General features: G+C 39.9%; 26 protein-coding genes and 3 tRNA genes. 14 read left to right on the top strand and 15 right to left on the bottom strand.

Features of this window, described 5'->3' with window-relative positions; translation table 11 throughout:
* The 3 genes from sufS (at window position 1) to AB6N04_RS08375 (ending at window position 2,975) form a co-directional block, all read left to right on the top strand.
* On the top strand, window positions 1–1,239 hold the full coding sequence (gene sufS / locus AB6N04_RS08385) for a cysteine desulfurase SufS (protein WP_369311426.1): 1,239 nt from the start codon (window positions 1–3) through the stop codon (window positions 1,237–1,239).
* Window positions 1,240–1,275: 36 nt separating this feature from the next.
* Entirely contained in the window at window positions 1,276–1,692 is a 417-nt protein-coding gene (sufE, locus tag AB6N04_RS08380; RefSeq protein ID WP_369311425.1) for a cysteine desulfuration protein SufE, read from the top strand.
* 218 nt (window positions 1,693–1,910) lie between these two features.
* A complete protein-coding gene (locus tag AB6N04_RS08375) occupies window positions 1,911–2,975 on the top strand; it encodes a L,D-transpeptidase family protein (protein WP_369311424.1) in 1,065 nt (354 codons plus the stop codon).
* Window positions 2,976–3,072: 97 nt separating this feature from the next.
* Here AB6N04_RS08375 and AB6N04_RS08370 read toward each other — a convergent pair whose 3' ends face one another.
* The 6 genes from AB6N04_RS08370 to AB6N04_RS08345 form a co-directional block, all read right to left on the bottom strand.
* Window positions 3,073–3,309 carry a major outer membrane lipoprotein gene (locus tag AB6N04_RS08370; protein WP_047756290.1) on the bottom strand — a complete coding sequence of 79 codons (237 nt, stop codon included), beginning with the start codon at window positions 3,307–3,309 and terminating at the stop codon, window positions 3,073–3,075.
* 415 nt (window positions 3,310–3,724) lie between these two features.
* A complete protein-coding gene (gene pykF, locus AB6N04_RS08365; protein ID WP_369311423.1) occupies window positions 3,725–5,137 on the bottom strand; it encodes a pyruvate kinase PykF in 1,413 nt (470 codons plus the stop codon).
* Between the two features lie 403 nt (window positions 5,138–5,540).
* Window positions 5,541–5,617 (bottom strand) — tRNA-Val (locus tag AB6N04_RS08360).
* A gap of 32 nt (window positions 5,618–5,649) precedes the next feature.
* A tRNA-Val gene (locus AB6N04_RS08355) sits at window positions 5,650–5,726 on the bottom strand.
* Window positions 5,727–5,757: 31 nt separating this feature from the next.
* Window positions 5,758–5,834: transfer RNA gene (locus AB6N04_RS08350), tRNA-Val, on the bottom strand.
* 156 nt (window positions 5,835–5,990) lie between these two features.
* A complete protein-coding gene (locus AB6N04_RS08345; RefSeq protein ID WP_369311422.1) occupies window positions 5,991–7,364 on the bottom strand; it encodes an MATE family efflux transporter in 1,374 nt (457 codons plus the stop codon).
* A gap of 276 nt (window positions 7,365–7,640) precedes the next feature.
* Between AB6N04_RS08345 and AB6N04_RS08340 the strand changes: the two genes are divergently transcribed.
* Window positions 7,641–8,306: a riboflavin synthase subunit alpha gene (locus AB6N04_RS08340; protein WP_369311421.1), complete on the top strand. Its 666-nt coding sequence runs from the start codon at window positions 7,641–7,643 to the stop codon at window positions 8,304–8,306.
* A gap of 194 nt (window positions 8,307–8,500) precedes the next feature.
* On the opposite strand, the gene AB6N04_RS08335 is transcribed toward AB6N04_RS08340, so the two are convergent.
* The 3 genes from AB6N04_RS08335 to punC form a co-directional block, all read right to left on the bottom strand.
* The gene (locus AB6N04_RS08335) at window positions 8,501–8,773 is read right to left on the bottom strand and encodes a putative quinol monooxygenase (protein WP_369311420.1); all 273 of its coding nucleotides are present in this window, start codon (window positions 8,771–8,773) and stop codon (window positions 8,501–8,503) included.
* Window positions 8,774–8,797: 24 nt separating this feature from the next.
* Window positions 8,798–9,556: a helix-turn-helix transcriptional regulator gene (locus AB6N04_RS08330; RefSeq protein WP_369311419.1), complete on the bottom strand. Its 759-nt coding sequence runs from the start codon at window positions 9,554–9,556 to the stop codon at window positions 8,798–8,800.
* A 352-nt stretch (window positions 9,557–9,908) separates the two neighbouring features.
* A complete protein-coding gene (gene punC, locus AB6N04_RS08325; protein ID WP_369311418.1) occupies window positions 9,909–11,129 on the bottom strand; it encodes a purine nucleoside transporter PunC in 1,221 nt (406 codons plus the stop codon).
* Window positions 11,130–11,251: 122 nt separating this feature from the next.
* Between punC and punR the strand changes: the two genes are divergently transcribed.
* Window positions 11,252–12,157: a DNA-binding transcriptional activator PunR gene (gene punR, locus AB6N04_RS08320; protein ID WP_369311417.1), complete on the top strand. Its 906-nt coding sequence runs from the start codon at window positions 11,252–11,254 to the stop codon at window positions 12,155–12,157.
* A 157-nt stretch (window positions 12,158–12,314) separates the two neighbouring features.
* Here punR and purR read toward each other — a convergent pair whose 3' ends face one another.
* Together purR and sodB are read right to left on the bottom strand one after the other, a co-directional pair.
* On the bottom strand, window positions 12,315–13,340 hold the full coding sequence (gene purR / locus AB6N04_RS08315; RefSeq protein ID WP_369311416.1) for an HTH-type transcriptional repressor PurR: 1,026 nt from the start codon (window positions 13,338–13,340) through the stop codon (window positions 12,315–12,317).
* Window positions 13,341–13,935: 595 nt separating this feature from the next.
* Window positions 13,936–14,514: a superoxide dismutase [Fe] gene (gene sodB, locus AB6N04_RS08310; protein ID WP_369311415.1), complete on the bottom strand. Its 579-nt coding sequence runs from the start codon at window positions 14,512–14,514 to the stop codon at window positions 13,936–13,938.
* A 1,305-nt stretch (window positions 14,515–15,819) separates the two neighbouring features.
* Here sodB and AB6N04_RS08305 point away from each other — a divergent pair.
* Complete coding sequence (locus tag AB6N04_RS08305) at window positions 15,820–16,164, top strand: Grx4 family monothiol glutaredoxin (protein ID WP_369311414.1); 345 nt, start codon at window positions 15,820–15,822, stop codon at window positions 16,162–16,164.
* Between the two features lie 76 nt (window positions 16,165–16,240).
* On the opposite strand, the gene rnt is transcribed toward AB6N04_RS08305, so the two are convergent.
* On the bottom strand, window positions 16,241–16,885 hold the full coding sequence (gene rnt / locus AB6N04_RS08300) for a ribonuclease T (RefSeq protein ID WP_369311413.1): 645 nt from the start codon (window positions 16,883–16,885) through the stop codon (window positions 16,241–16,243).
* Window positions 16,886–17,013: 128 nt separating this feature from the next.
* Complete coding sequence (gene gloA, locus AB6N04_RS08295) at window positions 17,014–17,421, bottom strand: lactoylglutathione lyase (RefSeq protein WP_369311412.1); 408 nt, start codon at window positions 17,419–17,421, stop codon at window positions 17,014–17,016.
* A 174-nt stretch (window positions 17,422–17,595) separates the two neighbouring features.
* Between gloA and AB6N04_RS08290 the strand changes: the two genes are divergently transcribed.
* Complete coding sequence (locus AB6N04_RS08290; RefSeq protein WP_369311411.1) at window positions 17,596–17,835, top strand: DUF1289 domain-containing protein; 240 nt, start codon at window positions 17,596–17,598, stop codon at window positions 17,833–17,835.
* Window positions 17,836–18,413: 578 nt separating this feature from the next.
* Complete coding sequence (slyA, locus tag AB6N04_RS08285) at window positions 18,414–18,806, top strand: transcriptional regulator SlyA (RefSeq protein ID WP_369312043.1); 393 nt, start codon at window positions 18,414–18,416, stop codon at window positions 18,804–18,806.
* A gap of 519 nt (window positions 18,807–19,325) precedes the next feature.
* Here slyA and AB6N04_RS08280 read toward each other — a convergent pair.
* On the bottom strand, window positions 19,326–19,793 hold the full coding sequence (locus AB6N04_RS08280) for a glycine zipper 2TM domain-containing protein (protein WP_369311410.1): 468 nt from the start codon (window positions 19,791–19,793) through the stop codon (window positions 19,326–19,328).
* Window positions 19,794–20,320: 527 nt separating this feature from the next.
* Between AB6N04_RS08280 and anmK the strand changes: the two genes are divergently transcribed.
* The 4 genes from anmK to pdxY all read left to right on the top strand — a co-directional run bounded on the left by anmK (window position 20,321) and on the right by pdxY (window position 24,638).
* The gene (gene anmK / locus AB6N04_RS08275; RefSeq protein WP_369312041.1) at window positions 20,321–21,442 is read left to right on the top strand and encodes an anhydro-N-acetylmuramic acid kinase; all 1,122 of its coding nucleotides are present in this window, start codon (window positions 20,321–20,323) and stop codon (window positions 21,440–21,442) included.
* Between the two features lie 19 nt (window positions 21,443–21,461).
* A complete protein-coding gene (gene pdxH / locus AB6N04_RS08270) occupies window positions 21,462–22,115 on the top strand; it encodes a pyridoxamine 5'-phosphate oxidase (RefSeq protein WP_369311409.1) in 654 nt (217 codons plus the stop codon).
* 161 nt (window positions 22,116–22,276) lie between these two features.
* On the top strand, window positions 22,277–23,551 hold the full coding sequence (gene tyrS, locus AB6N04_RS08265; RefSeq protein WP_369311408.1) for a tyrosine--tRNA ligase: 1,275 nt from the start codon (window positions 22,277–22,279) through the stop codon (window positions 23,549–23,551).
* A 223-nt stretch (window positions 23,552–23,774) separates the two neighbouring features.
* Window positions 23,775–24,638 carry a pyridoxal kinase PdxY gene (pdxY, locus tag AB6N04_RS08260; RefSeq protein ID WP_369311407.1) on the top strand — a complete coding sequence of 288 codons (864 nt, stop codon included), beginning with the start codon at window positions 23,775–23,777 and terminating at the stop codon, window positions 24,636–24,638.
* A 220-nt stretch (window positions 24,639–24,858) separates the two neighbouring features.
* On the opposite strand, the gene gstA is transcribed toward pdxY, so the two are convergent.
* Entirely contained in the window at window positions 24,859–25,464 is a 606-nt protein-coding gene (gene gstA / locus AB6N04_RS08255) for a glutathione transferase GstA (RefSeq protein ID WP_369312039.1), read from the bottom strand.
* A 303-nt stretch (window positions 25,465–25,767) separates the two neighbouring features.
* On the opposite strand from gstA, the gene AB6N04_RS08250 reads away from it, so the two are divergent.
* Together AB6N04_RS08250 and AB6N04_RS08245 are read left to right on the top strand one after the other, a co-directional pair.
* Complete coding sequence (locus AB6N04_RS08250; RefSeq protein ID WP_369311406.1) at window positions 25,768–26,634, top strand: DUF817 domain-containing protein; 867 nt, start codon at window positions 25,768–25,770, stop codon at window positions 26,632–26,634.
* 23 nt (window positions 26,635–26,657) lie between these two features.
* Entirely contained in the window at window positions 26,658–26,792 is a 135-nt protein-coding gene (locus AB6N04_RS08245) for a hypothetical protein (protein WP_369311405.1), read from the top strand.
* Window positions 26,793–26,816 lie beyond the last annotated feature (24 nt).

Here is a 26,816-nt window from a genome sequence, read left to right as displayed (position 1 = left end):
ATGTCATTTGATGTTACGTTAGTCAGGCAGGATTTTCCTGCCTTATCACAATCAGTAAATAACCATCCCTTAGTCTATTTAGACAGTGCGGCGAGTGCACAAAAACCGTTGCAAGTTATTGAGCGCGAAAGTGAGTTTACGTTACATCAGTATGCCGCGGTTCATCGCGGCATTCATACACTCAGTGCCAATGCAACCACGATGATGGAAGACGTGCGCCAAAAAGCAGCGAATTTCATCCATGCGGGTTCTAATGAAGAAATCGTTTTTGTCAAAGGCACAACTGAAGGCATCAATCTTGTTGCAAATAGCTACGGACGCAAGCATTTCTTTGAGGGTGATAACATCGTTATCACCGAAATGGAGCACCACGCCAATATCGTACCTTGGTTTATATTAGCTGAAGAAATCGGTTTTGAAGTACGCGTTATCCCTATTTCTGATGATGGGACATTGCAGTTAGATAAGCTCAATGAATTCATCGATGAGCGGACACGTTTACTGAGCTTCACGCATATTTCAAATGTGTTAGGTACTGTAAATCCAGTTAAAGAAATTATCCAACAAGCGCGAGCTATTGCCGCACAAAAAGGCAGTGAACTGGCAATTTTAGTGGATGGTGCACAAGGTGCGATGCACCAGCAGGTTAATGTACGGGATCTGGACTGTGATTTCTATGTGTTCTCAGGGCACAAATTATACGGCCCAACCGGTATAGGGATCTTGTATGGTAAAAAGGCTATCTTAGATGTGATGCCGCCATGGGAAGGCGGTGGGGCGATGATCCGCCAAGTGAGCTTAACGAAAGGAATTACCTTTGCTGATGCGCCTTGGCGTTTTGAAGCAGGTACGCCAAATGTGAGTGCAATTATTGGGTTAGGTGCGGCATTTGACTATTTGACGGCGTTAAATTTACCCAATGTTTTCTCCTATGAAGCACAAATCATGGCGTATGCATCGCAAAAGCTTAAAGATAATCCATCCATCACGTTATATGGCAATGAACAGCGTGAAGGTGTGTTAGCCTTTAACCTTGGTGCGCACCATGCCTATGATGTTGGTTCATTTTTAGATAGATATGGTATTGCTATTCGAACAGGGCATCACTGTGCTTTACCTTTAATGGAACATTACCATGTTCCTGCTATGTGCCGAGCATCTGTGGGGATCTACACCACGAAAGAAGATATTGATGCGCTATTCAATGCATTACAGCGCATTAAAAAATTGTTAGGCTAAGTAGCAAGAAATAAGTCAATGGTAAAGGAAGTGAGTATGCCGGCATTACCCGATGAAAATAAACTATTACGTAATTTTGCGCGCTGTCAGGATTGGGAAGAACGCTATTTGTATATGATTGAGCTTGGTGGGCGTTTACCTGAGCTCAATGAAAAGCAAAAAAATGATAGTAACTTAATTGCGGGCTGCCAAAGCCAAGTGTGGATTGATATGCAGTTACAATCCGATGGCACAATTACTTTTGCAGGGGATAGCGATGCTGCGATCGTTAAAGGGCTGGTGGCGATTGTCATTATTCTCTTTCAAGGTAAAACAGCTCAGCAAATATTAGCCTTAGACGTGAAATCCTTTTTTGAGCAATTAGCATTAGAACAACATTTAACACCTTCACGAACGCAAGGGTTAAATGCCATGATCCGTACAATCTTAGGGCGTGCAAACGCGCTAATTTAGCCTTAGTGAGGGAACCATTCTGTTCCCTCGTCTATTTCCCCGCCTTAACTTCGCGCTTAATTAAGTCGTCCGTTAAAATCTGACTATCGTATAAAGATTGGCTCAATAATATGAGTTAATTAAAATATTCATTAAGTATTAAAGATATCAAGAATAGTTGCTATTATGAGCAATAATTAATGCGTTATTGTAAGAACACTATTTTCCTTGGAGTAGGTATGAAGAGAGTTTTAACGGTGGCAAGTTTATTTGTCATGAGTGCGTTATTATCGCCAGCTCAGGCAAAAGAGTACCCATTACCTGACAGTAACACCCGCCTAATCGGGGAAAATTACACCTATATCGTGCCAAATGATGGTCGTCCTCTTGAAGCGATTGCAAGTGAACACGAAATCGGTTTGTTAGGGATGCTTGAAGCAAATCCTGGCACAGATCCTTACTTACCTGAAGCGGGTAAAGAATTGATTATTCCTGCGCAAATGCTATTGCCACCAACACCTAGAACAGGGATCGTGATCAACTTAGCGGAACTGCGTTTATATTATTACCCAGCTAACAGCGATAATGTTGTGGTTTACCCAATTGGTATTGGTCAGCTAGGTCGTGATACACCAGAAATGGTGACATCAGTTAGCCAGTCAATTAAAGACCCAACATGGACACCAACGGCGAATATTCGTAAAAACTATGCAAAAGAAGGGATTACATTACCCGCAGTTGTGCCCGCAGGTCCTGAAAACCCAATGGGCTTGTATGCATTGCGCTTGGCTTATGGTCGTGGTGAATATTTAATTCATGGTACTAACGCTAACTTCGGAATTGGAATGCGTGTGAGTTCAGGTTGTATTCGTTTACGCCCGGATGATATAGAGGCACTATTTCATACTGTTCCAAAAGGAACGCGCGTCCAAGTCATCGACCAAGCGGTGAAATATTCCAAAGAAGCCGATGGCAGTTATTATATTGAAGTACATCAACCGTTATCCCGTTCAAGTACAGATGATCCACAAACCATGCCAATCAAGCTCTCAGACGATTTCAAGCGTTTTCTTGAAAATGAAGGTATTGATAAGGCTTTAGTGCAAAAAGAGCTAGCTAGACGCTCTGGGATGCCAGTACGTGTAAATAATGATCAGGGCACGACTGAGCCTGAGTATGAAAACCAACATGAACAGCTAATACCGATTGAGCCATTCACTATTTCACAGCCTGGCCCGATTTATGACGGAAAAATCGGCGCGTTATTACCTGTTAAATACCGTTCCTCTGTAGCCGCTCAATAATCTGCACCAAAAAACAAGGGCCTATTTTCATAGGCCCTCATAAATACTATCAGCTTCTAAGAAGCGTCGTTTCAATTAGATAACGACCAAATCGGACTTATTTTTTGTAAGTACGAACTTGGTTGTCCAGACGTTGGTTAGCACGTGCTGCTTCTTCTTGAGCTGTCTGAACATCAGAACGCAGTGACTGAACATCGTTGCTCAGCTGATCAACTTTACCATTCAGAGTTTGTACGTCTGAAGAGAGTTTTTGCACTTCAGTGCTGTTAGAACAACCCGCTAGTAATGCTGAAGCTAATACGATAGAGCCCAGTAGAATTTTAGTACGAATCATTATTTTACCCTCTAGATTGATTATCTTGAAAATATAAAGAGCAAGTCACCAAATAATAGAGCCAAGACGATTATCTTTAAGCTTGCTATGTCCCTTTAAAACAACCTAATGAAAATTAGGGTATGGCACTTACTAAGTCTTATGCTAGTACTTAATTTAAAGATTTGCTAGAAATACTTTACATTTAGTCATAGGAAAAAGAAGAAAAATTTAAATTAAGATCAATGCAGGTTATTATTTGAACAATTAAAAGGTGTTTTGTCATAATGCCCTCAAAAAGAGATAAGATATTTACTATAGAAATTTAAATGGGTAAATAGTTAAGTCAGGATAGCATTAAATGTTAAAGGAAAATAAAAAAGGCCGCTAGCTGAATTAACAGCAAACGGCCTTTTAGCATTCTATAAAATAGTAATTACAGAATATGAACAGAAGAAGTATTGGTTGTACCGCTTTGGACTAATGCGCCAGAAACCATCACAACAGCATCACCTTCAACCGCTAAACCACTTTCTAACGCAGCGCGCTTACCTTCACGGTAGAAATCATCTGTCGACGTGAAACCGTCAACGATCATTGGGATCACGCCTTTCACTAATAACAACTGACGTGCCGTTTCTTCATTAGTGGTTAATGCAAGGATTGGTGCGGTTGGGAAGTATTTACGGACAGACTTCGCTGATTTACCGCCATAAGTTGCGACAACAATCAGTGGTACGTCTAATTTTTCAGACATTTCAACTGCACCACGGCATACAGCTTCGGTAACACGTAAGCGCTGACTTGGTTTTTGATTATCGATACGAGTTGGCATCACGCGATCAGTACGTTCACAGATAGTCGCCATGATAGTGACGGCTTCTATTGGATATTTACCTTTCGCACTTTCGCCAGATAACATAACGGCATCGGTACCATCTAAAATCGCGTTAGCCACATCGCCTGCTTCTGCACGAGTAGGGCGCGGGTTTTTGATCATTGAATCTAACATTTGTGTTGCAGTGATAACGACTTTACGCGCCTTAACACATTTTTCAATCATCATTTTTTGCGCAAAAATAACTTCTTCGACAGGGATCTCAACACCCAAGTCACCACGAGCCACCATGATGCCATCAGAGGCTTCTAAGATCTCATCAAAATTATTTAAACCTTCTTGGTTTTCAATTTTAGAGATGATTTGGATGTTTTCTCCACCGTGTTTTTTCAGGTGAGCACGGATCTCTTCAACATCAGAACGTTTACGGATGAAAGAAGCCGCAACAAAATCAACGCCTTGCTCGCAGCCAAACACCAAATCTTCTTTGTCTTTTTCGGCTAAAGCAGGCAGACCAATTGAAACGCCGGGTAGGTTAACACCTTTTTTCTCACCAAGGTCGCCGTTGTTTAATACTTCACAAATGACTTCAGTCGCGGTGATGTTGGTAACTTTCATGCCAATAAGGCCATCATCGACTAAAACGGTGTTGCCTACTTTCAGATCTTCCGTTAAGCCTGCGTAGGTGACAGCCACTCTGTCTTTATTGCCGATCACCGAGGTATCAGTGGTAAACGTGAAAGTTTGACCTGCAACGAGAGAAACATCGTTACCGCCTTCTAATTTCATCGTGCGGATTTCAGGGCCTTTAGTGTCGAGCAGGATAGCTGCTTGTTTACCAGTTTTTGCACAAACAGAACGAAGATTTTTGATACGTTGACCGTGTTCTTCATAGTCACCGTGGGAGAAGTTTAGGCGCATGACGTTCATGCCTGCGTCTAATAGTTGGGTCAGTTTTTCTTCAGATTCGGTTTTTGGACCGATAGTACAAACAATTTTGGTTTTTTTCATGGCAGTCTATCTAAGGTTATAAAGGAAATCGATATTGCCGCCGATACTGAGTGTGCAGGATAAAACGTGTTGCGCAACTCATATAAGAATAGGCGACAGTCTGGTGTTAAATTCAATAATATGATGAAATTTGTCATAAATTGATTCTTATTATAGTGTAGTAGACAAACTTCATTAAAGCTAACGTACTGATTTATTGTTGGTGAAACCTTTCAGCCAACATCGCTATTATAAACAACAAAAAACTGTGAGACAAATCAAATTTTACTAAATTCAATGAAGAGATAGCTAAGATCAATAATTCGGTTGATTTTATGCGAGTTCTTTTGTTGCGCAACAAAATAAGGCATGTTTGAATGACAATCAAGAAAAATATTAGAATAAAAATGAAGCAGTTAGGAAATGGTGCGTCCGAGTAGACTCGAACTACCGACCCCCACCATGTCAAGGTGGTGCTCTAACCAACTGAGCTACGGACGCACTGAGAATTAACGTATTGTGTTAACTTGAAATGGTGCGTCCGAGTAGACTCGAACTACCGACCCCCACCATGTCAAGGTGGTGCTCTAACCAACTGAGCTACGGACGCACTGAAATTAACTTGTTGTGCTAACTAGAAATGGTGCGTCCGAGTAGACTCGAACTACCGACCCCCACCATGTCAAGGTGGTGCTCTAACCAACTGAGCTACGGACGCATTGAAAACTTCTAACTGACAACGGGGACGAATATTAACGTTATGCTGTGAATCTGGCAAGGGGAAAATGTAATTTCGCGACAGTTTGCTCGTATTTAAAACTATCTGGTGCGAAATACATCTTCCCCCACAATAAATTGCTTAAAAAACCGACGACTAGCGTGTTGAACGCAATAACACAACTTGCTCAGGTTGTTTATGGATCCACATAATTCGTGTTGCCATACCAACCGCAGCAGCACTTAACCCAACAATAAAGCCTATCCAGAAACCTTTTGGTCCCATTGCAGGTGCAATATAGTCAGTCAGGGCTAAAATATAGCCTGTTGGTAAACCTAATAACCAATATGCAGTGAATGTTATAAAGAAGATTGAACGGGTATCTTTATAGCCCCGCAAAATACCTGCGCCAATTACTTGCACTGAATCTGATAATTGATAGATAGCGGCATATAGCATTAAACTTGTTGATAAAACAACCACTTCAGGGTTCTTATTATACATCATTGCGATAGGTTCGCGAAAAACAGCGGTAAAAATCGCGGTCACTGTTGCGATCATTAAGCCAACAGCAAGACCAGTATAAGAAGACACTTTAGCCGCATCAGTGGATTGTTGACCTAAGTTATAACCTACACGAATTGTTGCGGCGATCCCCAATGATAATGGGAACATAAACATCACTGAACTAAAGTTCAGCGCAACTTGGTGACCCGCAACGGCAACGACACCTAATGGTGCAACTAGCAGTGCGACAACAGCAAATAACGTGACCTCAAAGAATAGCGCTAAGCCAATAGGTGTTCCTAACACAATAATACGTTTTAAAATCAATGGGTTTGGCGATGTAAAAGGAACAGTAGGGCGAATATCGCGCTGTGCGGAAGCACGCCTCACATACCATCTCATCATCATACACATGGCCCAATACACGGATGCTGTGGCAACGCCACAACCGACACCACCAAGCGCAGGGGCACCGAAATGACCATAGATAAAAATATAGTTAATGGGGATATTAACCATTAAGCCCAGAAAACCGATAACCATCCCCGGTTTGGTTTTTGAAAGTCCTTCACATTGACTACGGTATACTTGGTAGAATAAATACCCTGGAGCCCCCCACATAATGGCATGTAAGAAACGTACCGATTTATCGGCAAGTTCGGGATCAATGTGTGGCATGTTGCTGATAATTAGCTTGCTATTATAAAGCAAACACATAATACCTAAGGCTAAAAATAGGGCTAACCATAGACCTTGCTGAATTTGATCGCCAATTAAATTACGGCGACCTGAGCCATTCATTTGAGCAACGATAGGTGTCAAGGCCATTAGTAGCCCCTGACCAAAGAGAATAGCTGGCAGCCAGATGGAAAAACCAACTGCAACTGCGGACATCTCGATTTCGCTGACACTACCTGCCATAACGGTATCGACAAATCCCATGGCGGTTTGTGAAAATTGAGCTAAAACGATAGGGATCCCGAGAGCCAACAAGCTACGCGCTTCTGTAAAATATTTCTGCACGCATACACCTTTATAATAAAAATAATGAAGAAGAAAAAACGAGAAAAATAAATGATTTAGTCGTAAATCAAAGTGTTGTTAAAACCCTTCATTCTATCTTGTTTGCCCCGGTATTCCAATAAAGATATTCTGCTTATTAATGAAAGAGCACTTTTGTTACTTAGTCTATTTGATTACGGGGAGTTAAAGCGTCTGTTACTGACCACTCAAATAAGATAGATCTCAAAAAAAACTTAGGTAAACTGAGTTAATTCATTCACGACACAGAGAGTCATTATGTTTACAGGTATTGTTCAAGCGACTGCGCCAATTATTGAAATTACGGAAAGAGCAAATTTTCGTACTCATGTCATGAAATTCACCCCTGAATTACTGGTTGGTTTAGAAACGGGTGCCTCTGTTGCCCATAATGGTTGCTGTTTAACCGTCACTAAAATTGATGGTGAAAGAGTTAGCTTTGATTTGATTAAAGAAACATTGCGCCTGACGAACCTGGGTGACTTGCATGAAGGTGACGTTGTCAATATTGAACGTGCTGCAAAATATGGTGATGAAATAGGTGGTCATGTGGTGTCCGGTCACATCATGACAACTGCTGAAATCAGTAAAATTTTCACGTCTGAGGATAATCATCAAATTTGGCTATCTATTTATGATAAAACCTTGATGAAATATATTTTGCATAAAGGGTTTGTGGCTATTGACGGTATTAGCCTTACCGTTGGTGATGTCATCAATAACCGTTTCTGTGTGCACTTAATCCCTGAAACGTTAGAAAGAACTACGCTAGGCCAAAAGCGCTTAGGGGATAAAGTGAATATTGAGATAGACCCACAAACTCAAGCGATCGTAGATACCGTTGAGCGAGTGCTGAATCAAAAAGAACAAGAAAAACTTTTACAACAAGGGAACGACGTTGTCGAAGAGGCACAGGGCAAGTAAGTAACAGGCAATATCAATTAGACAATAATCAGGCTATAGCACTAGGTTGGTGCTATAGCCTGAATAAAAAGTAAAATTTAAGTTGGTAGGGGGCTAAAAGGATAATCAACAGCAACATTATTAGAAATATCAAATCAATAACGCCACTGGCTGTTAAAACAGCCAATTTGATTAAAACCTTCTATTTTTTTCGGCTATTTTTCACTTAAATTAACAGAAAAACTGGCATTATCACGTTCAATAGCTTCAACTAAGCGCCTGAAATGTGGACTGTTTTTATGCATCTCTAATGCCTGAGTGTTTTCCCACTCTTCGAAAACAATATAGCCATTTTCTTTAGCCATAAGATCATATTGAATGCATCCTTTCTCACGGCGACTTAGTCTTGCTAAGTCACGAACGATTTCTCTCGTTAAATACCCATCCGTTCTTTCAGTTGTAATTTGGGCATACACAACAATACTCATTCCGTTCTCCTTATGTATTAAGAACTATCTTAATGGGTACTTGGTTTTTGTATTGTAAAAAAGCGAATAATCTGATTTTAAAAAGGCCGACGGGGTCATAGTAAAGTATCTTTTGAAATCTCGGTAGAAATGAGATTGATCATAATAGCCCGTTTCAAACCAACGATAAGTATCTTGCTCTATCACCATACTTTTTAAAACATGTTCTAAACGGCAATTGATCTGGTAGCGTTTTGGTGTAATACCGTACTCTTTTAGAAACTCTTTTTGAATGACGCGCAGATGTAAACCTGTCTCATCGGCTATTTCTGTGATTTTTTTTGTCGGATTACGATAGAGTAATTCGATAATTTCATCGGTAAAATGGGGTTTTTTGCTTGCTTTTGTTTGTATAAAGCAATCTAATAATTCTTTAAAGGATGAACTCGCGAGCGCTTCAAACCAATTATCTTGCCAAATTTCCCCCAAGGCGATGGGTCTATCGGTATAATTAAATGTACGTTGTGGTAATAAAAAACGTAATGCGTCGTGGCGAATACGCAATACCATGGTTTTTGTCTGGTTTGGATTGGCGGTAAACGTATTGACTCTCGGTATGATAAGTTGAAACGGATTTGTGACGCTGTGCCCGTCCGCAGACATGCATATGGGATCCGATGAAACCCAAATTTCAGCGCCTGTTCCTGGGAAAATTTTAATCGCACTGGTGAACTCTTTGATAATCAAAATTGAACTCACAAAGTCTTTTAGTTCATCGGGTGGATAATATTGTTTCAACATCATACTTGAGCACTCATTATTAGATATAGTAATGATAGCGTTTTTTGACAAGAAAAATAACCATTTAAAGCAAGAGTATTAGAAGAAAAAAAAATAAAATCTCTTTTTGGTAGTGTAATGCGCTTTAATTAGCGGATAGTAGTCAATGGATAATGTATTAAATCGTATTTTTAAGTCAATACATCCCTATTACTGAATGTAACAGCAGCACAGAACATGCGTGTTATTAGTATTAAGGGGGAGCCATTCTGCTGATTTTTACCGTGAGAAAAGGTCAAAAGGAAACGGGTAGGTGAGATAATAGAAACCATGCCGTAGCTAGCGACATGGTTCTTAGACTAACAATATAATAATATTAATTTGCTTGGCAATCAGCCTGCTGTAGTGCCTTTTCAGATTTGACTGCGCAACGCTGCATAAAATAACCGATTGTCATTGGGAGAATGGTAAATGCCATAACCCCTGTTGTTGCAAGCAGTGGGTCAAAGGTTAAAGCAGAAACCAATAAACTTGCTAAGAAGCATAACCCGAGTTGTAAGGCATTTTGTAAGGCTGCCGCTTTACCACTTGCAGTTGGGAATGCGTTTAAGGCTTTTGAAACTGCTATCGGATATGATGCGCCGTTCATGGCCGCCATAAAGCAAAATGGAATTAAAATCATGGTTAATGACGGTGTGGTATAAATTGCCATGACGAATAAGAGAGACATGCTGACCCCATAGCCAATTAATAGCAGAGGGAACAAGGTTTCAGCACGTATTTTGGCTAAAACAAGACGGCAACCATAACCACCCACGATGAATGCGAGCGTTTGAGGAATATAGCTCAATCCAATATCCGCAGGGTTAAAGCCCATATTGCGTAGAATAAAAGGTGAGCCTGTTAACCAAGCAAAAAAACCAGCACTGCAAGAAGCATAAATTAACACGTTACCACTGAAAATAGGGGAACTGAGCAATTTAGCAAATGAGATTTTGGTTTGAGGCTGGCTATCATCTTCGTGTTTTTTAACAGAAACATTTTTGAGGAAACATGTCGGTAGCAGTAATAAAACGCCGACAGCCATTAAAATTAAAAAGATAACTTCCCAAGTTTGGTGCTCAAGCACCCATGCGCCTAATAAAGGGGCAAGAGCAGGAGAGAGCGCGACCAATGGCATAATTGAGGCGAAAACTTTTTGCGTGTTAGCTTCATCATAACGGTCAATTACAAGAGCTTGCCATAAAACGGCAGCGGAGCATACGCCAACAGCTTGTAAAAAACGCAAAGTTAACAATTGTGTCGCTGTTGTGACCCAAAAGATAGCTAAACTGCTCACAATAAAGAGAGTTAGGCCAACAATTAATACGGGTTTGCGGCCCAATTTATCTGAAAGCGGTCCCCAAAGAAGTTGAGCAAATGCAAAGCCCGCTAAAAAGATACTGAGAGAAGCACTGATAGCCCCTTCTGTTGTGTGCAAAGAGGTTTGCATTGCACCAAAAGCAGGCAGGTACATATCAATGGCTAAAAACCCCAACATACTTAATCCGGCAAGGTAAATCATAAACCCAGGGGAGTTTTTTTTCACAGTCGTCATAATTATTTACTTATTTGATATTAAAAAAATGTTAACGGTGACGCCATTGTATAGGCTATTTTTTTGTATTGTGAAACGGTAATATTTGGATCTTGCTATCAAAATATTTGAAAGGAGATACTATGTGGTCAGCTCATGCACTAGAAGTGATTGATGCGGTTGCTCGGACGGGGAGTTTTAGTGGTGCCGCAGATGAGTTGCACCGCGTGCCTTCAGCAATCAGCTATACGGTTAAACAAGTTGAAGAATGGTTAGCGGTTCCCTTGTTTGAGCGTCGGCATCGAGATGTCGTCTTAACCGAGGCTGGACTTATTTTTATTAAAGAAAGCCGTTCTGTTATCAAAAAAATGACACAGACACGTCATCAATGCCAGCAAGCGGCGAATGGTTGGCGAGGGCAGTTTAGCATTGCGGTTGACTGTATTGTTAAGCCACAGCGGACTGAGCAACTTATTCTCGATTTTTATCGACACTTTCCTGATATCGAATTGTATATACATTCCGAGGTGTTTAATGGTGTTTGGGATGCATTAGCCGATGGGCGGGTAGATGTCGCTATTGGGGCAACCCGCGCTTCACCGATTGGCGAGCGATACAGCTTTCGTGATATGGGGTTTATGTCATGGATGTGTGTTGCAAGCCCAGATCATCCTTTAGCAAAAATAGGCCATAATTTGACGGATGATCAAATGCGAGAGTACCCAAGCCTCTGCTTAGAAGATACTTCCCGTAGCTTACCCAAACGTGATACTTGGGCGTTAGATAACCAACGACGTTTAGTGGTTCCCTATTGGGAAAATGGGTTGGCGTGTTTAGCGAATGGACTTTGTGTGGGTATGGTGCCCGAGCATCGGGCTGCGCCTCTATGTGCAGAAGGTAAATTGGTGGAGTTGACATTGGCGCAGCCATTTCCATCAAGTCCATGCTGTTTAACGTGGGTAGAAAAAAACACCTCTCCCGCGCTAAGTTGGTTATTGGATTATCTTGGTGATAGTGAAACACTCAATGCGGAATGGTTATCCATTTAAGCTTCGCAATCGACGATGGTCGATTATTCAGACGTGGATAAACACAAGCTGTTTGGCGATAGGTTAGATTGGTTTTGCAAGTTAATGTGTTGATTTTCACCTAATAATACAAAGTGGGAAAAACCGTGTTTTTATCCCACTTTGTCAACAACCTCAATTAGCGACGATAGTCGATAAATGGCCCATCAGCGACCGAACGGCGCTCAACAAGGCGAGGATGAACTTCGATAGTTTGAGCGTCTTCGCGTTTATTCACGATGCGGTCTAGTAACATTGCGAACGCCATTTGCCCCAAACGTTCTTTAGGCTGGTGGATTGTTGTCAATGCAGGGGTGAAATAACGCGCATTTCGTACATTGTCGTAGCCAATGATTGATATATCTTGTGGAACACGTAAGCCCATTTCATCAGCAGCACAAATTGCGCCCATAGCCATAATATCACCACCACAAAAAACGGCGGTAGGGCGCTGTTTGTGGCTTAAAATCTGCATCATCGCTTTATAACCTGACTCAGGCTCAAAATCCCCTTGGACAATCCACTCTTTCTTTAAGGTAATTTTAGCTTCTTCCATGGCTTTTTGGAAACCAGTTAAACGGCCGATCCCTGTATTTCGCTCAAGGGAACCTGGGATCACGCCAATATCACGATGACCTCTATCAATCAGATAACGTCCTGCGAGGTAACCACCGTGGAAGGAGTTATCAATGATGCTATCAGTGAAATCCCCTCGGGATGTTCCCCAATCCATCACAACCATAGGAATATTGCGGTAATCTTCAAGCATGCCAATGAGTGTGTCTGGATATTCGGAACACATCACCAATAGGCCATCGACACGTTTTTGTGCCAACATCTGTAAGTAGGCTTTTTGTTTACCTAAATTATTGTGAGAGTTACAGAGGATCAGTGTGTAGCCTTTTTCATAGCAGCTATTTTCAACGGACTCAATAACCTCAGCAAAATAAGGTGCCTCGCTGGATGTTGCCAGCAAACCAATCGATTTGGTGTGATTTACTTTTAAACTACGGGCAACCGCACTAGGTGAATAATTGAGCGCTTTGATTGCAGCCCAAACTGCCGCTTTAGTGTCATCAGCCACAAAGCGCGTTTTATTAATAACATGGGATACGGTCGTGGTGGAGACGCCAGCGCGTTTTGCCACATCTTTAATCGTTGCCATGGGGGAATAAAACTCCTGACCAACTATAGGTCTCTCTAAGAATTCTAGTTAAAAAATTACCTGCATATTGATGCATAGATCCTTTGCTGGCAATAATTTAGCGATTTGTTGTCGATTTTGTCTGATCTAGCGCAAAAACGAAAGAAATAATTGATGTTATAACATGTGATATAGACACTGGTTTTGCTTTTTTGGATGTGTATACTTAATAGCCTTACTGTTTGTACGGTTATTATTGGCTCAATTTTGTTAGGATGAGAGGAACTCATGGATACAGATTTTAAGTATGGAATTCTAGCTGCACTGGGTACACTGGTGATGATTATCTTTATTGGTGCACATATCTTCTAGTTATAGTTTCATCTTCATCGGATGAATTGCATAAGGGCGAGTATTCACTCGCCCTTATGTTGTTGACAAAGTGGGATAAAAGCGTGGTTTTTCCCACTTTGTGTTATCAGGTGAAAATCAATATATTGATTTTCCTTGTTTATTTTCAAAACCTATCCAACCTGCCGCCAAACATGTTATGTTTGTCAGCAGTCTGAGGGCGAGTATTCACTCGCCCTTACTCTATTTAGAAAACGTATTAATATTATGCTAAGTTTTCTTCTACGAATTTCCAGTTTACCAGTGCCCAGAAATTTTCTAAGTATTTAGGGCGCGCATTACGATAATCGATGTAATAAGCGTGCTCCCAAATATCAACAGTTAACACAGGTTTATCATCACCAGAAATTGGTGTTGCTGCGTTAGACGTATTAACGATAGCTAAACTACCATCGGTTTTTTTAACTAACCAAGTCCAGCCAGCACCAAAGTTTTTGGTTGCTGCGTCGGTAAACTGCGCTTTAAACTCCGCAAAAGAACCAAAGGCTTTATTGATAGCATCTGCAACTTTACCGGTTGGCTCACCACCGGCATTTGGTGCTAAGCAGTTCCAATAGAAAGTGTGGTTCCATACTTGAGCTGCGTTATTAAACACACCAGCGTCAGACGTTTTAATAATTTCTTCTAAAGATTTACCTTCAAAGTTAGTCCCTTTGATTAAGTTGTTTAAGTTAACAACGTAGGTATTGTGGTGCTTACCATAGTGGTATTCTAAAGTTTCAGATGAAATATAAGGTTCTAAAGCATCTTTTGCATACGGTAGAGCGGGAAGTTCAAATGACATGATGTACTCCTTGATTGCTTTTGTATCAAAACATACGGGTGTTTGCTCGTAAAGTGAGCGAAATATTGTGCTTCATTGTTTATCTACAGTTTTTTGCCAAATGGCCTGTATGATCCTTAATATATTAATAGTAACACGATTAACCCTATAAAGGGTAAATGTAATCGTATTAGTAAGGGGGATTGATCTTTGTTGGTCAATTTTTATTCTAATTAATGCCAGTTAGGCAAGGCACGAAGTTCGCCGCCGAGTGAGCCGGGCAGGAGCCTCTCAAGGCAGCATCAAATAAGTGAAACGTGTTTTAATCGAACCCGTAGGGCAGCGTTTAGGCTCAATATTTTATTTAAATAGTCGTCAGTCAGCACGATGAATACATTTAGCTGTTTTTTGACCTTTTTAGCGGTGAGAATCAGCAGTAAAGATAAACAGCCTCTAGTTCCAGCCAATGAAGGTTCTTATTAAAAAAATGACATTAAAAAAGGTGATAGCTGCAAGCAGGTAGATATAAGCCTTAAAAAAAAGGGGGGTTATGTCGGGTTGAACCTGATCTTTAATCATAAAAAATGCAATGAAAACAAAGAATAGGACGATTATAAAAATAGTTATAATAAGGCTGCTGTACATAGGATTTTAATATTAGAAAAATATAATTTTATCCTTATTGCCAAGTTGTGCAAGTACGCTAAGAGGGACAAACGGGTAATCGAAGAGGTCGCTACTTGATAAAAATAATACGAATATTCTATTAATCTCAATTTAATCAATCGGTTATAATTTATGGTGTAGCTCTTATTACGATACGTTTGGATTGTTTCTGACAACTTTTTGGCTGCGGATAATAAATAGTTCCCCCAATTGATAACCTCTAGCTTGTAAAAGAGTGAAGGGGAGGCTATTCAATGAAGGAGGAGAGCTTTCATTGTTAAAGTAGAGGTTAACTTAATTGAGTTGATTTATTGTAACGCTTATAGATAGAAGTAAGGTGATTAGCAAAAAAATAGGCTGAACATGTTGCCGAATAAGCAAAATGGCAGATAGGTAGATGCTGAACTTTAACAATATGCCTTGAGTCGAAATGATCTCCTGCTGTAAAGGGAGGCGTAGATTTATTTGACTTGAATCATAAATAAGTCACAATAGAAGCAAATTAAAGGAGGGGGATCCCCCCTCTTTTTTCATACAAAATAGTCGTTAATATATTCAGAACGAAATATCGTCTTGCGCAGTATATTTTAGGGCTAAAAATCACTTATCTAGTTGATAAATAAAAATATACTCATCATGTTTAATGTTAAGGAAGTAAAAATGACAACAATTGAAAGAATTGAGCGCCAAATCAAAGAAAATCCAATTTTATTATACATGAAAGGCTCGCCAAAACTTCCGAGCTGTGGCTTTTCTGCTCAAGCAGTTCAAGCGCTGTCTTCATGTGGTGAGCGCTTTGCTTATGTTGATATTTTGCAAAACCCAGATATTCGCGCTGAATTGCCAAAATATGCAAACTGGCCGACTTTTCCACAATTATGGGTAGATGGTGAACTCGTTGGCGGGTGTGACATTATTATGGAAATGTTCCAACGTGGTGAGCTGCAATCACTCATTAAAGAAACAGCAGATAAATACCGTCCAGAAGATGAAGCTAACGCGTAATCACTGACATTCAACAAAAAACCGCAGTGGATAAAAGTGAAATGCTATTTATCTACTGCGGTTTTTGTTTATCTGTTTATTTTTCGTCTTCAATGATTGGCCAGCCACCAAGCTTTTTGAATTTATTTACAATTTCGCAAAATAAATGTGCGGTACGGTCAGTATCATACAGTGCGCCATGCGCTTGTTTACCATCGAATGGGATCCCCGCACTGGCACAGGCTTTAGCCAGAATGGTTTGCCCAAACACTAAACCACTTAGTGCGGCCGTATCAAACGTGGCAAAAGGATGGAATGGGTTACGTTTTAAACCCGCACGTTCCGCCGCATTCATCACAAAACTATGATCAAAATTTGCATTATGGGCAACAATAATTGCACGGTTGCAATCCGTGTTTTTCATCCCTTTGCGAACGACTTTGAATATGGCATGCAGAGCGTCGTATTCACTGACTGCACCACGCAGTGGATTTGTTGGGTCAATTCCCGTAAAAGCCAGTGCAGATGGCTCTAGATTAGCCCCTTCAAATGGTTCGATATGAAAATGCAGGGTCTCATCTATAGAAAGCCAGCCATCTTTATCCATTTTTAATGTAATTGCGGCTATCTCAAGCAGCCCATCAGTTTTTGCGTTGAACCCACCCGTTTCGACATCAATAACAACAGGGTAATATCCCCGGAAACGGTTTACTAGGGCGTTCGGATTATTTTTTTCAGACATTAGGACTTTCGATTATTAAGTTTCTGATTGGCTTATATTATGCCTAAATCAGAAAAATTGTCAGATAAGCTAAAAAGAAAGTTTAAGCCGCCAAACCGCGCCGCTTAAACTTTAAATGGTGTATTAAATTAGTGACCTAAACCTTGGCTGGCACTTTTGTTTTCGATCAACTCAATTTTATAGCCATCAGGATCTTCAACGAAGGCAATGATGGTTGAGCCGCCTTTTACCGGACCGGCTTCTCGGGTTACGTTGCCGCCTGCATGACGGATATCATCACAAGTTTTAGCAACATCATCAACACCAAGAGCGATGTGTCCATAGGCATTGCCCATTTCATAGCTATCAACGCCCCAATTGTATGTTAGTTCAATAACAGCCCCTTCACTTTCATCGCTATAACCAACAAAAGCTAAAGAATATTTATACTCCGTATTTTCACTGGTTCTAAGTAAACGCATTCCTAATACTTTGGTATAAAAATCAATAGAACGTTGCATATCAGTAACACGTAACATGGTATGAAGTAAGCGCATATAAACCTCTTGAATTTTACTCAATAATTCTGAATCTATTTAGCTATTAATATAACGTGCTTAAATTGTTAAATACAGTAATAGCAGTTTATTTTTTGGCCAAATAGTGGTAATACTCATTTTTCAAGAGTATATCATATCTTTATGATAGTTTTTGCATTTGAAGGGGGAGTGATGGCTGAGCAACTGGAGTTTTTTGACATACCTAGCCCTTGTCGTGGGATCTGTCAAACAAATGAGCAAGGTTATTGCCGTGGTTGTTATCGAACACGTGACGAGCGATTTAATTGGCTAAAGTTTTCGAATGCAGAAAAGCGCAATATTATTCGTTTGTGTCGTCAGCGTCTGCTAAGAGCGACAAATAAAAAAATAACGCAAGATGAAGCTATCGATTATCAACAATCACTTTTCTAATTAATAAAACAAAGGGGATAATGTCTGATTTTAAACATATGTTTTGCATTCAGATTTAATTAGTTTGTTTCGAATTATTTTGTTTTCATTAATTACTTTAGTTACATTTCAATTAAATTTTATTTATTAAAATTCAATATACGTAAACAAAAATGAATTTCAAATCAAATATTTTTAAGACCAACTATATTATTTTGTTTTTTAACGATTTATTTTGAATTATATTTACTATTGTTATTAGCTATGGCAATAGAGACTAAAATAGATAGATCCGAAAGAAGAGTCCAGCTATTCTTATTAGTAAGGGATTTGATAGATGCCACATTTACATGGCGTAATTTACAACCTCAAATAGATATATATTAATCTGATATATGTCACTTAGAATGGGAAGAAAGATCACTACAAATAGGTATTTATCAGCTTTGATATCAATAAAAAGTTGTAAACATAAAAGGAAATTAATATATAATTTAGAAAATAATATCAGTAGAGTATATTTTTTAGACATTATAATTATATAAAAGGAGGGTAAATTGGAATCACAAATAGGGACAGAACTATCACGTGTAGTTCGTATGTGGAGAGCATTAATTGATCATCGATTAAAACCACTAAAACTAACGCAAACTCATTGGGTTACGCTACATAATATAAGCCAATTACCGCCTGAGCAATCGCAGATCCAACTCGCGAAAGCGATAGGCATTGAGCAACCTTCATTGGTAAGAACATTAGACCAATTAGAGGAAAAAAAACTCATTTCAAGGCACACTTGTGCAAATGATAGACGTGCAAAAAGAATCAAACTAACTGAGGAATCTGAACCATTTATCAAGACAGTTGATCAAGTGATTAATAATACACGGGTTGAAATTTTAAGTAACATTAGCCAAGAGGAACTTGACCAGTTATCTCAACTTCTATTAAAACTTGAAAGAAATATTATTCGTCTACAGAATGACTCATGAGCTTTATATAATTTCAAATCCAATAAATGGATTGGTAATTATTCAATGCAGTGATTATTTTAATTAATGATAATTGGCTTAAATTAGCATGAAAACAGTATAGATGTAGAATATCTAAAGGATAGATAATTCTGTTTTTCTCATCATAAATAATAGTAGATATAGCATACTAATGGAGTGACTTTGATGTGCTATCACCGTACTAAGGGAGAATTAATCTTAATAATATTTATTACGAAATACACAAATAATTTCTCTAATCGCTAATATAGTATTCTGGATGGAAAAATGTGTATTAAGGTAATAACATATATTCATGCTGTATAGATTAAGCAAGTCAGTATGCCTAGGTTTATATATAAAAACTAAGGATTGATGTAAATATCATGAGTTATTTAATAAAAACTGTGTTGAGGGGGAATGATGTCATTGAGCGTTAAACCGTCGTAAATGGCAAATTATAAGCATGCTCACCGACAACAAAATCGATGAGCATGCTTTAACCATTAATAAATCGCATTAACGCGGGGATACTGTGACTGTGTTTCCGCTATTCGCAATCATGACGCGTTGGCCATTACGAAATGTGCTAGGATCTTGTTTTTGGACAACAACAATGTTTTTACCGCTGTCTAAACGGATCTCTAATTGAACACCTTGGCTCCTATTTAAAGCCCCCTGAGCTTGCTGTCCAGCTAAACCACCAGCGATAGCCCCTGCTGCGGTAGCAAGGGTATTTCCTGAACCACCACCAATGGTATTACCTAATAAGCCACCCAGAACGGCACCACCAATTGCACCGATGACATTACCATCTTCACCAGCTTGAATAGTCACAGGGCGAGCGTTCAAAACAGTACCATAGGTCACAGTTTGAACCTGTTTCGCGTCATTGGCTGAAATAGTATCACCAGAAAGTGTACTGGTATTGACACAGCCTGATAACGCTGCAACTGCAACAACACCTACAAAAACTTTCTTAAGCATAATAACTCCTATGAGATTTGCTGTCTGTGGCACTAACATAGCATCGTATATTTGTTTTCACCATAAACACAACAAGTATCAAAATAATGGTATTTAAAGCGATGGTTAGATTACCGATTCTGATTTAAATAGAGCGTAAACACTAGGTAAAATATCTCAAATTTAGCAACATTTCATCGGGTAGGGCACGCTTTGTTAAATATATCCCTTTCGCCGTCATTTTATGAACCTCGTTTCGCATTGATAGCTAAAATGCGATCGCTCGTGCCAGCTTAAAAAGAAAACATTTTTTATGTTTAGCTGATAATTTTCTTGCGAAACATTATATTTAGAATTTTAAATCGATATATTAAAAAACGCCATTTTTATTTAGGTTGTAAAGAAATTTTTGCTCTAAAAAGAAATATTTATTATTCCTGCGAAGCAGCCCGAGAAATGACATCGAATTGTTGACAAAATTCTCCATCAAAGCACAATCTTTATAACTGAAATTGAAAGCGAATGTGCACTCTGAAGGAACAAGAATGATGATTAAGTCAGGTCGTTACATAGGGGTTATGTCAGGTACCAGTCTAGATGGGATTGATGTGGTTCTCGCTGCAATTAGCGATAAGTTTGTCGCAGAGCAATCTAATTTGAGTGTCGCATTTCCAATTGAATTGAAAAAAAGAATTTTAAATATTTGCCAAGGGCAGGAAACCACATTATCTGAAATTGGTAAAATAGATCGTGAATTAGGTTCACTTTATGCAGACGCGATTAACCAATTGTTAGCGAAAGCCGGGTTAGTTGCGGCAGATATCATTGCAATAGGGTGTCATGGTCAAACTGTTTGGCATGAACCAGATTCAGAGCAGCCATTTACCATGCAACTTGGCGATAATAACCGTATTGCAGCGTTAACAGGGATCACGACAGTGGGGGACTTTAGGCGTCGAGATATGGCTTATGGTGGGCAGGGAGCACCATTGGTGCCAGCCTTTCACCTAGCTGTTTTAGGTCACCCGACTGAAAAACGCATTGTTTTAAATATTGGTGGAATTGCGAATATTACTGCGTTATTTCCAGGGGCCTATGTAAAAGGATATGACACGGGGCCTGGTAATATGCTGATGGATACTTGGATTTGGCGTCATCAGCAAAAAGCGTTTGATCAAGATGGTGCGTGGGCCAGTCGCGGTTGTGTCGATAAAACATTACTCAAATCCATGATGAATGATCCGTATTTCAAGCGCTCAGCACCGAAAAGTACTGGGCGTGAATATTTTAATGCACAATGGTTAGATCAGCATTTAGCCCACTTTCCTCATATTTCACCCCAAGATGTCCAAGCGACATTGTGTGAATTAACGGCTGCGTCTATTGCTGAACAAGTTTTATTATGTGGAGGGAGTGAGCGTTTAATTGTGTGTGGCGGTGGCGCTCAAAATGCATTTTTAATGCAACGGTTAGCGGCTTTACTACCGGGTATTGAAGTCGCTACCAGTGATAAATTTGGCCTAAGTGGTGATGATATGGAAGCATTAGCATTCGCTTGGCTGGCTGCGCGTACAGTTGCAGGTCTAACGGGTAACCTTGCCTCTGTGACAGGAGCAACAAGGGAAACAGTATTAGGCGCAGTGTACCCTAAAAATAATGATAAAAAGTAACCCTATCAAAGGAAATAACATGAATGAGATAAGTGAACTCGATCTCGCATCTGTTCGTCGTGAGTACACAAAAGGTGGGTTACGACGCCATGATTTAACCCCTAATCCACTAACGCTGTTTGAATTATGGATGAAACAAGCCTGTGAAGCTCGATTAAGTGACCCAACGGCAATGTCAGTGGCGACGGTGGATGAGACTGGGCAACCGTATCAGCGTATCGTGCTGTTAAAGCATTTTGATGACAATGGCTTGGTATTTTATACCAATATGGGTAGCCGCAAAGCTCAACACCTTGCAAAAAACAACAAAATTAGTTTGCATTTCCCATGGTATCCCCTTGAACGCCAAGTTAATTTTACTGGGGTTGCTGAACGTTTAAACCCAATTGAGGTAGTCAAATATTTCCACAGTCGGCCTAAAGATAGCCAAATTGCTGCTTGGGCATCCGCACAATCATCTAAAATATCGGCCAGAGGTATCTTAGAAGGTAAATTTTTAGAATTAAAACAAAAATTTAAAAATGGTGAAGTCCCTTTACCGAGTTTTTGGGGAGGCTTTCGTGTGGTATTTGATAGTGTCGAATTTTGGCAAGGTGGTGCACACCGCTTACACGACCGTTTTTTATACCAGCGAGAAGGCGATGGCTGGAAAATTGATAGATTAGCCCCTTAGGATCATGTTTTTTAGCTGGCACTTAATTGATATGCGCTTTATGCTATAGACTCATTTAAGAAAATTGACAAATTGTACTGACAAGTTTGGGATGCGAATCAAAAACGCGTTGGTCATTCAAACCAAAATAGATAGACAAAATACAACAGATGGAGTCATTGATGTCTAGCAATAACCTGATTAAACAATTGCAAGAGCGGGGCCTCGTTGCCCAGGTAACGGATGAGGATGCGTTAGCAGAGAGACTGGCGCAGGGCCCTATCTCTCTCTATTGTGGCTTCGATCCTACCGCTGACAGCTTGCATTTGGGACATCTGGTTCCCTTGCTGTGTTTAAAACGATTCCAACTAGCCGGGCATAAGCCTGTGGCGTTGGTAGGTGGCGCAACGGGCCTTATTGGTGATCCGAGCTTTAAAGCTACTGAACGTAAATTAAATACCGCAGAAACCGTTCAAGAGTGGGTAGAGAAAATCCGTAATCAAGTTTCGCCATTTTTAAGCTTTGATTGTGGTGAAAACAGTGCGCGTCTTGCTAATAACTATGATTGGTTTGGCAAAATGGATGTGCTGACATTTTTACGTGATATTGGTAAACATTTCTCTGTTAACCAAATGATTAACCGCGAGTCAGTCAAACAACGCCTTAACCGTGATGATGTTGGTATCTCTTTTACTGAGTTTGCTTATAACCTCTTACAAGGTTATGACTTCGCCAACATGAATAAAGAGATGGGGGTAGAACTACAAATTGGTGGCTCTGACCAATGGGGTAATATCACTTCAGGTATCGATTTAACACGTCGTCTTCATCAGAACCAAGTATTTGGGTTGACTGTGCCATTAATCACTAAAGCTGATGGTACGAAATTCGGTAAAACTGAAGGCGGTGCAGTTTGGTTAGATCCGCATAAAACCAGCCAATACAAATTCTACCAATTCTGGATTAATACGGCGGATGCAGACGTTTATCGCTTCCTAAAATTCTTCACCTTTATGGAGCTAGACGAAATTAATGCGTTGGAAGAAGAAGATAAAAACAGCGGTAAAGCACCACGCGCACAATATGTTTTAGCGGAGCAAGTGACTAAATTAGTTCACGGTGAAGCGGGCTTAGCGGCAGCGAAACGTATTACGGAAAGTTTATTCTCAGGGGCTGTTTCAGATTTAACAGAAGCAGACTTTGAACAATTAGCCCAAGATGGTATGCCATGTATCACTTTAGAAGACGGTGCTGACTTGCAACAAGCTTTAGTTGATTCAGAGTTAACACCATCACGTGGGCAAGCAAGAACAGCGATTAGCTCTAACGCGGTTTCTATCAATGGTCAAAAACAAACTGAGCCAATGTATGTCTTTACCGATGCAGATCGCTTGTTTGGGCGTTACACCTTGATCCGTCGTGGTAAGAAAAACGACTGCTTAATTAATTGGAAATAGCTCTGACTAACCTTGGTAATATCAGCCCGGAGTGTTTTCCGGGCTATGCTCGTTATACTTCAAGTTGCATGGATGTTGATTGCACTTGACATACTTATGTATGTTTAACTGGACTCACCGTGCTGTCACCTGCCTGCAACTAGAATTATTTGGAGCATATTCATATTAGCAACGGCTGATCACTGATTTCCCTTCATTCGATATAACAATACCCGGGTTCTTAATGAAAAGCGTATTATCAATTCAATCCCATGTTGTTTTCGGCCATGCAGGAAACAGTGCTGCTGCATTCCCTATGTGCCGCATGGGCGTAGATGTGTGGCCACTCAATACCGTACAATTTTCTAATCATACACAATACCCACAATGGACAGGGAGTGTGTTCCCCGCTCAGCACTTAACAGATATTGTTGAAGGCTTGGCTAAGATACATAAACTTGAAATATGTGATGCTGTGTTAAGTGGCTATATTGGCTCAGCGGAGCAGGGCGACGATATACTTGCGATTGTGAAAAAAATTAAAGTAGCAAACCCACAAGCTCTATATTTTTGTGATCCAGTTATGGGACATCCTGAAAAAGGTTGTATTGTTGCACCAGGTGTTGCTGAGTTCTTGTGTGAAAGGGCGTTAGCCGCAAGTGATGTCATTGCCCCCAACCTCCTTGAATTAGAAACACTTGCAGATAGAACAATCAACACAGTGGAAGAAGCTATTGATGCGGCTAGAGAGCTTTGTCACAAGGGGCCGAAAATTGTTCTCGTGAAGCATCTTAGCCGTGCGGCTTATCGAGCTGACCGCTTTGAGATGATCTTGGTTACTGCGGAGCATAGCTGGCATGTTAGCCGTCCATTAGTTGATTTTGGTGAAAAACAACCAGTGGGGGTAGGAGACTTGACGAGTGGTTTAATGTTAGTGAATTTATTAAAAGGGGAACCTTTAGATAAAGGACTAGAACATGTTGCTGCTGCGGTATATGAAGTGATGATTAAAACAAAAGAAATGGGTGAGTACGAACTACAATTGGTTGCAGCTCAAGACAAAATGGTTAATCCACAACATAAGTTCTGCGCTACTCAAGTAGACTGATTGATCTGTCTTAAATAGCCGTAGCGGCCTAAACTTAGGGCACATCAGACTGCTGACAAGCATAACATGTTTGGCGGCAGGTTGAATAGGTTTTGAAAATAAGCCTGAAAAATCAATTGATTGGTTTTCGCCTAATAACACTAAGTGGGAAAAACTACGCTTTTCTCCCACTTTGTCAACAATCTCAACGCCCTAAATTTAGGGCGTTATTATTGAAATTTTAGATTAAACCTTCCGCTTTTAATGCCTCTTGGACAGTCGGACGTTTTGCTATCTTAGCAAGGTAGTCTTGTAAATGCGTTAAGCTTGATAAATCTAAACCAACATGTTTTGCCCAGCCAGTTACGGTAAATAAATAGGCATCAGCTACGCTAAAGCTATCACCAGCAAAGAACGCATGTTTTGCTAATACGGAGTCAACGTATTTGAACTTACTCAATAATGTATGACGAACTGTTTCTTTATAATCTTCAGGCGTTCCAGGGGTAAATAAAGGTGAGAAATTTTTATGAAGCTCTGTCGAAATAAAATTTAACGCTTCCATTTGGTGGTAGCGTTTCATTGAACCCGCAAGCGCAATCAGGTTTCTATCGGGTTTTTGGTCTGCAAGATACTGAACAATAACAGCACCTTCAGTAAGTTGCTCTCCATTATCTAACACTAAAGTTGGTACTTGGCCTTTCGGATTTATTGCTAAAAAGTCTTCGCCTTTCTCAGTTTTTTTCTCTTTGATATTCACGCGTTCAATCGAAAAATCCAACCCAGTTTCACGTAAAATAATATGCGGAGAAAGAGAACAAGCACCGGGAGCGTAATACAATTTCATCATAGAACTCCTAAGTTATAAAATGGGCAACAGCGAGCAAATAAATACTTCTCTTGTTAAGTATATCACTACTTTTTGTTAGTAAATTGCCAATGGGTGCGAGTTGCACGATAAAAAGTGAATTTAAATGAAAAAGGGAGAGAATAATACCGCATGGTGTAAATTTAGACATTTACACTGAAAATGGAAACCATACAGATTTAAGACAGTTGCCTTATTGGATCACAAACGGATTTGATAAAATGCTCCGCGGACTAAAGCATAAAAACCAATAATCAATTTAAATAATAAGTGAGTGAGTAAATGGGAAGGGTGAGTCATAAACTCAATTTTTTAGGGCAGCTAGATCAAAAACTGATGGCACACACACCCAATAATAGCCACGGTATTAAGCGCTTTATTTTAGAGTTTTGGTTTTTTGGTGTGATTAATGCACGCTCTTGCTTATTCGCCGGCTTTTTCTTTTTAACCCTGTTCTTAATTCCCACACAAGGTATCTTAGGGTTACCTCGTTATGATGCTTTACTCATTTTTGCTGTCACATTTCAGGTCATATTAGTATGGTCAAAATTGGAGACGTTGGATGAACTAAAAGCGATTTGTCTCTTCCATTTAGTCGGCTTTATGATGGAGTTATTTAAGACGTCAGCGACGATTAGCTCGTGGCAATATCCAGACGAGGCTTTTACTAAACTCTGGGGGGTTCCACTTTTTACTGGCTTTATGTACGCCGCAGTAGGAAGCTATCTGATTCAATCATGGCGTTTTTTTAAGGTTAGAATCGAACACTATCCCCCTTATTGGATGGCAACCTGTGTAGCGTTAGCAATTTATATTAACTTTTTTAGTCACCATTATATTGATGATTATCGCTGGTACTTAACGGCTTTTATTTTTGGTTTGTATGCGCGCAGTGTGGTGTTTTATACACCACTGGATAAAGAGCGCAAAATGCCACTTTTACTTGCGTTTATGTTAATTGGTTTTTTTATCTGGCTCGCAGAAAATATGGGGACGTTTTTTGGGGTTTGGCAATACCCCAACCAAATTGGCGCTTGGTCAATGGTACATGCGGGGAAATGGGGGGCCTGGTCTTTATTAGTGATCGTCACCTTCACGATTATCGTTCACCTTAAACATATTAAGGCGAACGTTATTGTCGCTCGTTAATATTACGGGTATGGGGATCTTTGATGTCGGCTTTTATGCGAATGAAAGCCATTTTAGGTAAGGCGAGAGTGCCATTTTCTTTTGAGCGCGGCACAATTCGCAATTGGTATAACAGTGTTAAACATCGAATGGAAAATAAGTTTCCTAAAGTTAGTTAGGTTGATATATTCAGTATATTGATA

Origin of the sequence: Providencia rettgeri (assembly GCF_041075285.1) — a bacterium.
Classification (GTDB): Bacteria; Pseudomonadota; Gammaproteobacteria; order Enterobacterales; family Enterobacteriaceae; genus Providencia; species Providencia rettgeri_G.
Note: the sequence above shows the minus strand (reverse complement) of the source record. Positions and strands in the feature narration are given on the sequence as shown.

Bases quoted from the DNA above. Each gene is read 5' to 3' on its own strand.
- AB6N04_RS08335 (WP_369311420.1), bottom strand. From the start codon at position 8,773: ATGAGTATTGTTGTGTATGCCCAAATTACAACTGAAAGAACGGATGGG.
- pykF (WP_369311423.1), bottom strand. From the start codon at position 5,137: ATGAAAAAAACCAAAATTGTTTGTACTATCGGTCCAAAAACCGAATCT.
- gstA (WP_369312039.1), bottom strand. From the start codon at position 25,464: ATGAAATTGTATTACGCTCCCGGTGCTTGTTCTCTTTCTCCGCATATT.
- rnt (WP_369311413.1), bottom strand. From the start codon at position 16,885: ATGTCTGAAAAAAATAATCCGAACGCCCTAGTAAACCGTTTCCGGGGA.
- pdxY (WP_369311407.1), top strand. From the start codon at position 23,775: ATGAAAAGCGTATTATCAATTCAATCCCATGTTGTTTTCGGCCATGCA.
- anmK (WP_369312041.1), top strand. From the start codon at position 20,321: ATGATTAAGTCAGGTCGTTACATAGGGGTTATGTCAGGTACCAGTCTA.
- AB6N04_RS08280 (WP_369311410.1), bottom strand. From the start codon at position 19,793: ATGCTTAAGAAAGTTTTTGTAGGTGTTGTTGCAGTTGCAGCGTTATCA.
- AB6N04_RS08250 (WP_369311406.1), top strand. From the start codon at position 25,768: ATGGGAAGGGTGAGTCATAAACTCAATTTTTTAGGGCAGCTAGATCAA.
- tyrS (WP_369311408.1), top strand. From the start codon at position 22,277: ATGTCTAGCAATAACCTGATTAAACAATTGCAAGAGCGGGGCCTCGTT.
- AB6N04_RS08290 (WP_369311411.1), top strand. From the start codon at position 17,596: ATGGCTGAGCAACTGGAGTTTTTTGACATACCTAGCCCTTGTCGTGGG.
- purR (WP_369311416.1), bottom strand. From the start codon at position 13,340: ATGGCAACGATTAAAGATGTGGCAAAACGCGCTGGCGTCTCCACCACG.
- sufS (WP_369311426.1), top strand. From the start codon at position 1: ATGTCATTTGATGTTACGTTAGTCAGGCAGGATTTTCCTGCCTTATCA.
- AB6N04_RS08330 (WP_369311419.1), bottom strand. From the start codon at position 9,556: ATGATGTTGAAACAATATTATCCACCCGATGAACTAAAAGACTTTGTG.
- AB6N04_RS08305 (WP_369311414.1), top strand. From the start codon at position 15,820: ATGACAACAATTGAAAGAATTGAGCGCCAAATCAAAGAAAATCCAATT.
- sufE (WP_369311425.1), top strand. From the start codon at position 1,276: ATGCCGGCATTACCCGATGAAAATAAACTATTACGTAATTTTGCGCGC.
- gloA (WP_369311412.1), bottom strand. From the start codon at position 17,421: ATGCGCTTACTTCATACCATGTTACGTGTTACTGATATGCAACGTTCT.
- AB6N04_RS08375 (WP_369311424.1), top strand. From the start codon at position 1,911: ATGAAGAGAGTTTTAACGGTGGCAAGTTTATTTGTCATGAGTGCGTTA.
- AB6N04_RS08245 (WP_369311405.1), top strand. From the start codon at position 26,658: ATGTCGGCTTTTATGCGAATGAAAGCCATTTTAGGTAAGGCGAGAGTG.
- punC (WP_369311418.1), bottom strand. From the start codon at position 11,129: ATGACGACTGTGAAAAAAAACTCCCCTGGGTTTATGATTTACCTTGCC.
- punR (WP_369311417.1), top strand. From the start codon at position 11,252: ATGTGGTCAGCTCATGCACTAGAAGTGATTGATGCGGTTGCTCGGACG.
- sodB (WP_369311415.1), bottom strand. From the start codon at position 14,514: ATGTCATTTGAACTTCCCGCTCTACCGTATGCAAAAGATGCTTTAGAA.
- AB6N04_RS08370 (WP_047756290.1), bottom strand. From the start codon at position 3,309: ATGATTCGTACTAAAATTCTACTGGGCTCTATCGTATTAGCTTCAGCA.
- slyA (WP_369312043.1), top strand. From the start codon at position 18,414: ATGTGGAGAGCATTAATTGATCATCGATTAAAACCACTAAAACTAACG.
- pdxH (WP_369311409.1), top strand. From the start codon at position 21,462: ATGAATGAGATAAGTGAACTCGATCTCGCATCTGTTCGTCGTGAGTAC.
- AB6N04_RS08340 (WP_369311421.1), top strand. From the start codon at position 7,641: ATGTTTACAGGTATTGTTCAAGCGACTGCGCCAATTATTGAAATTACG.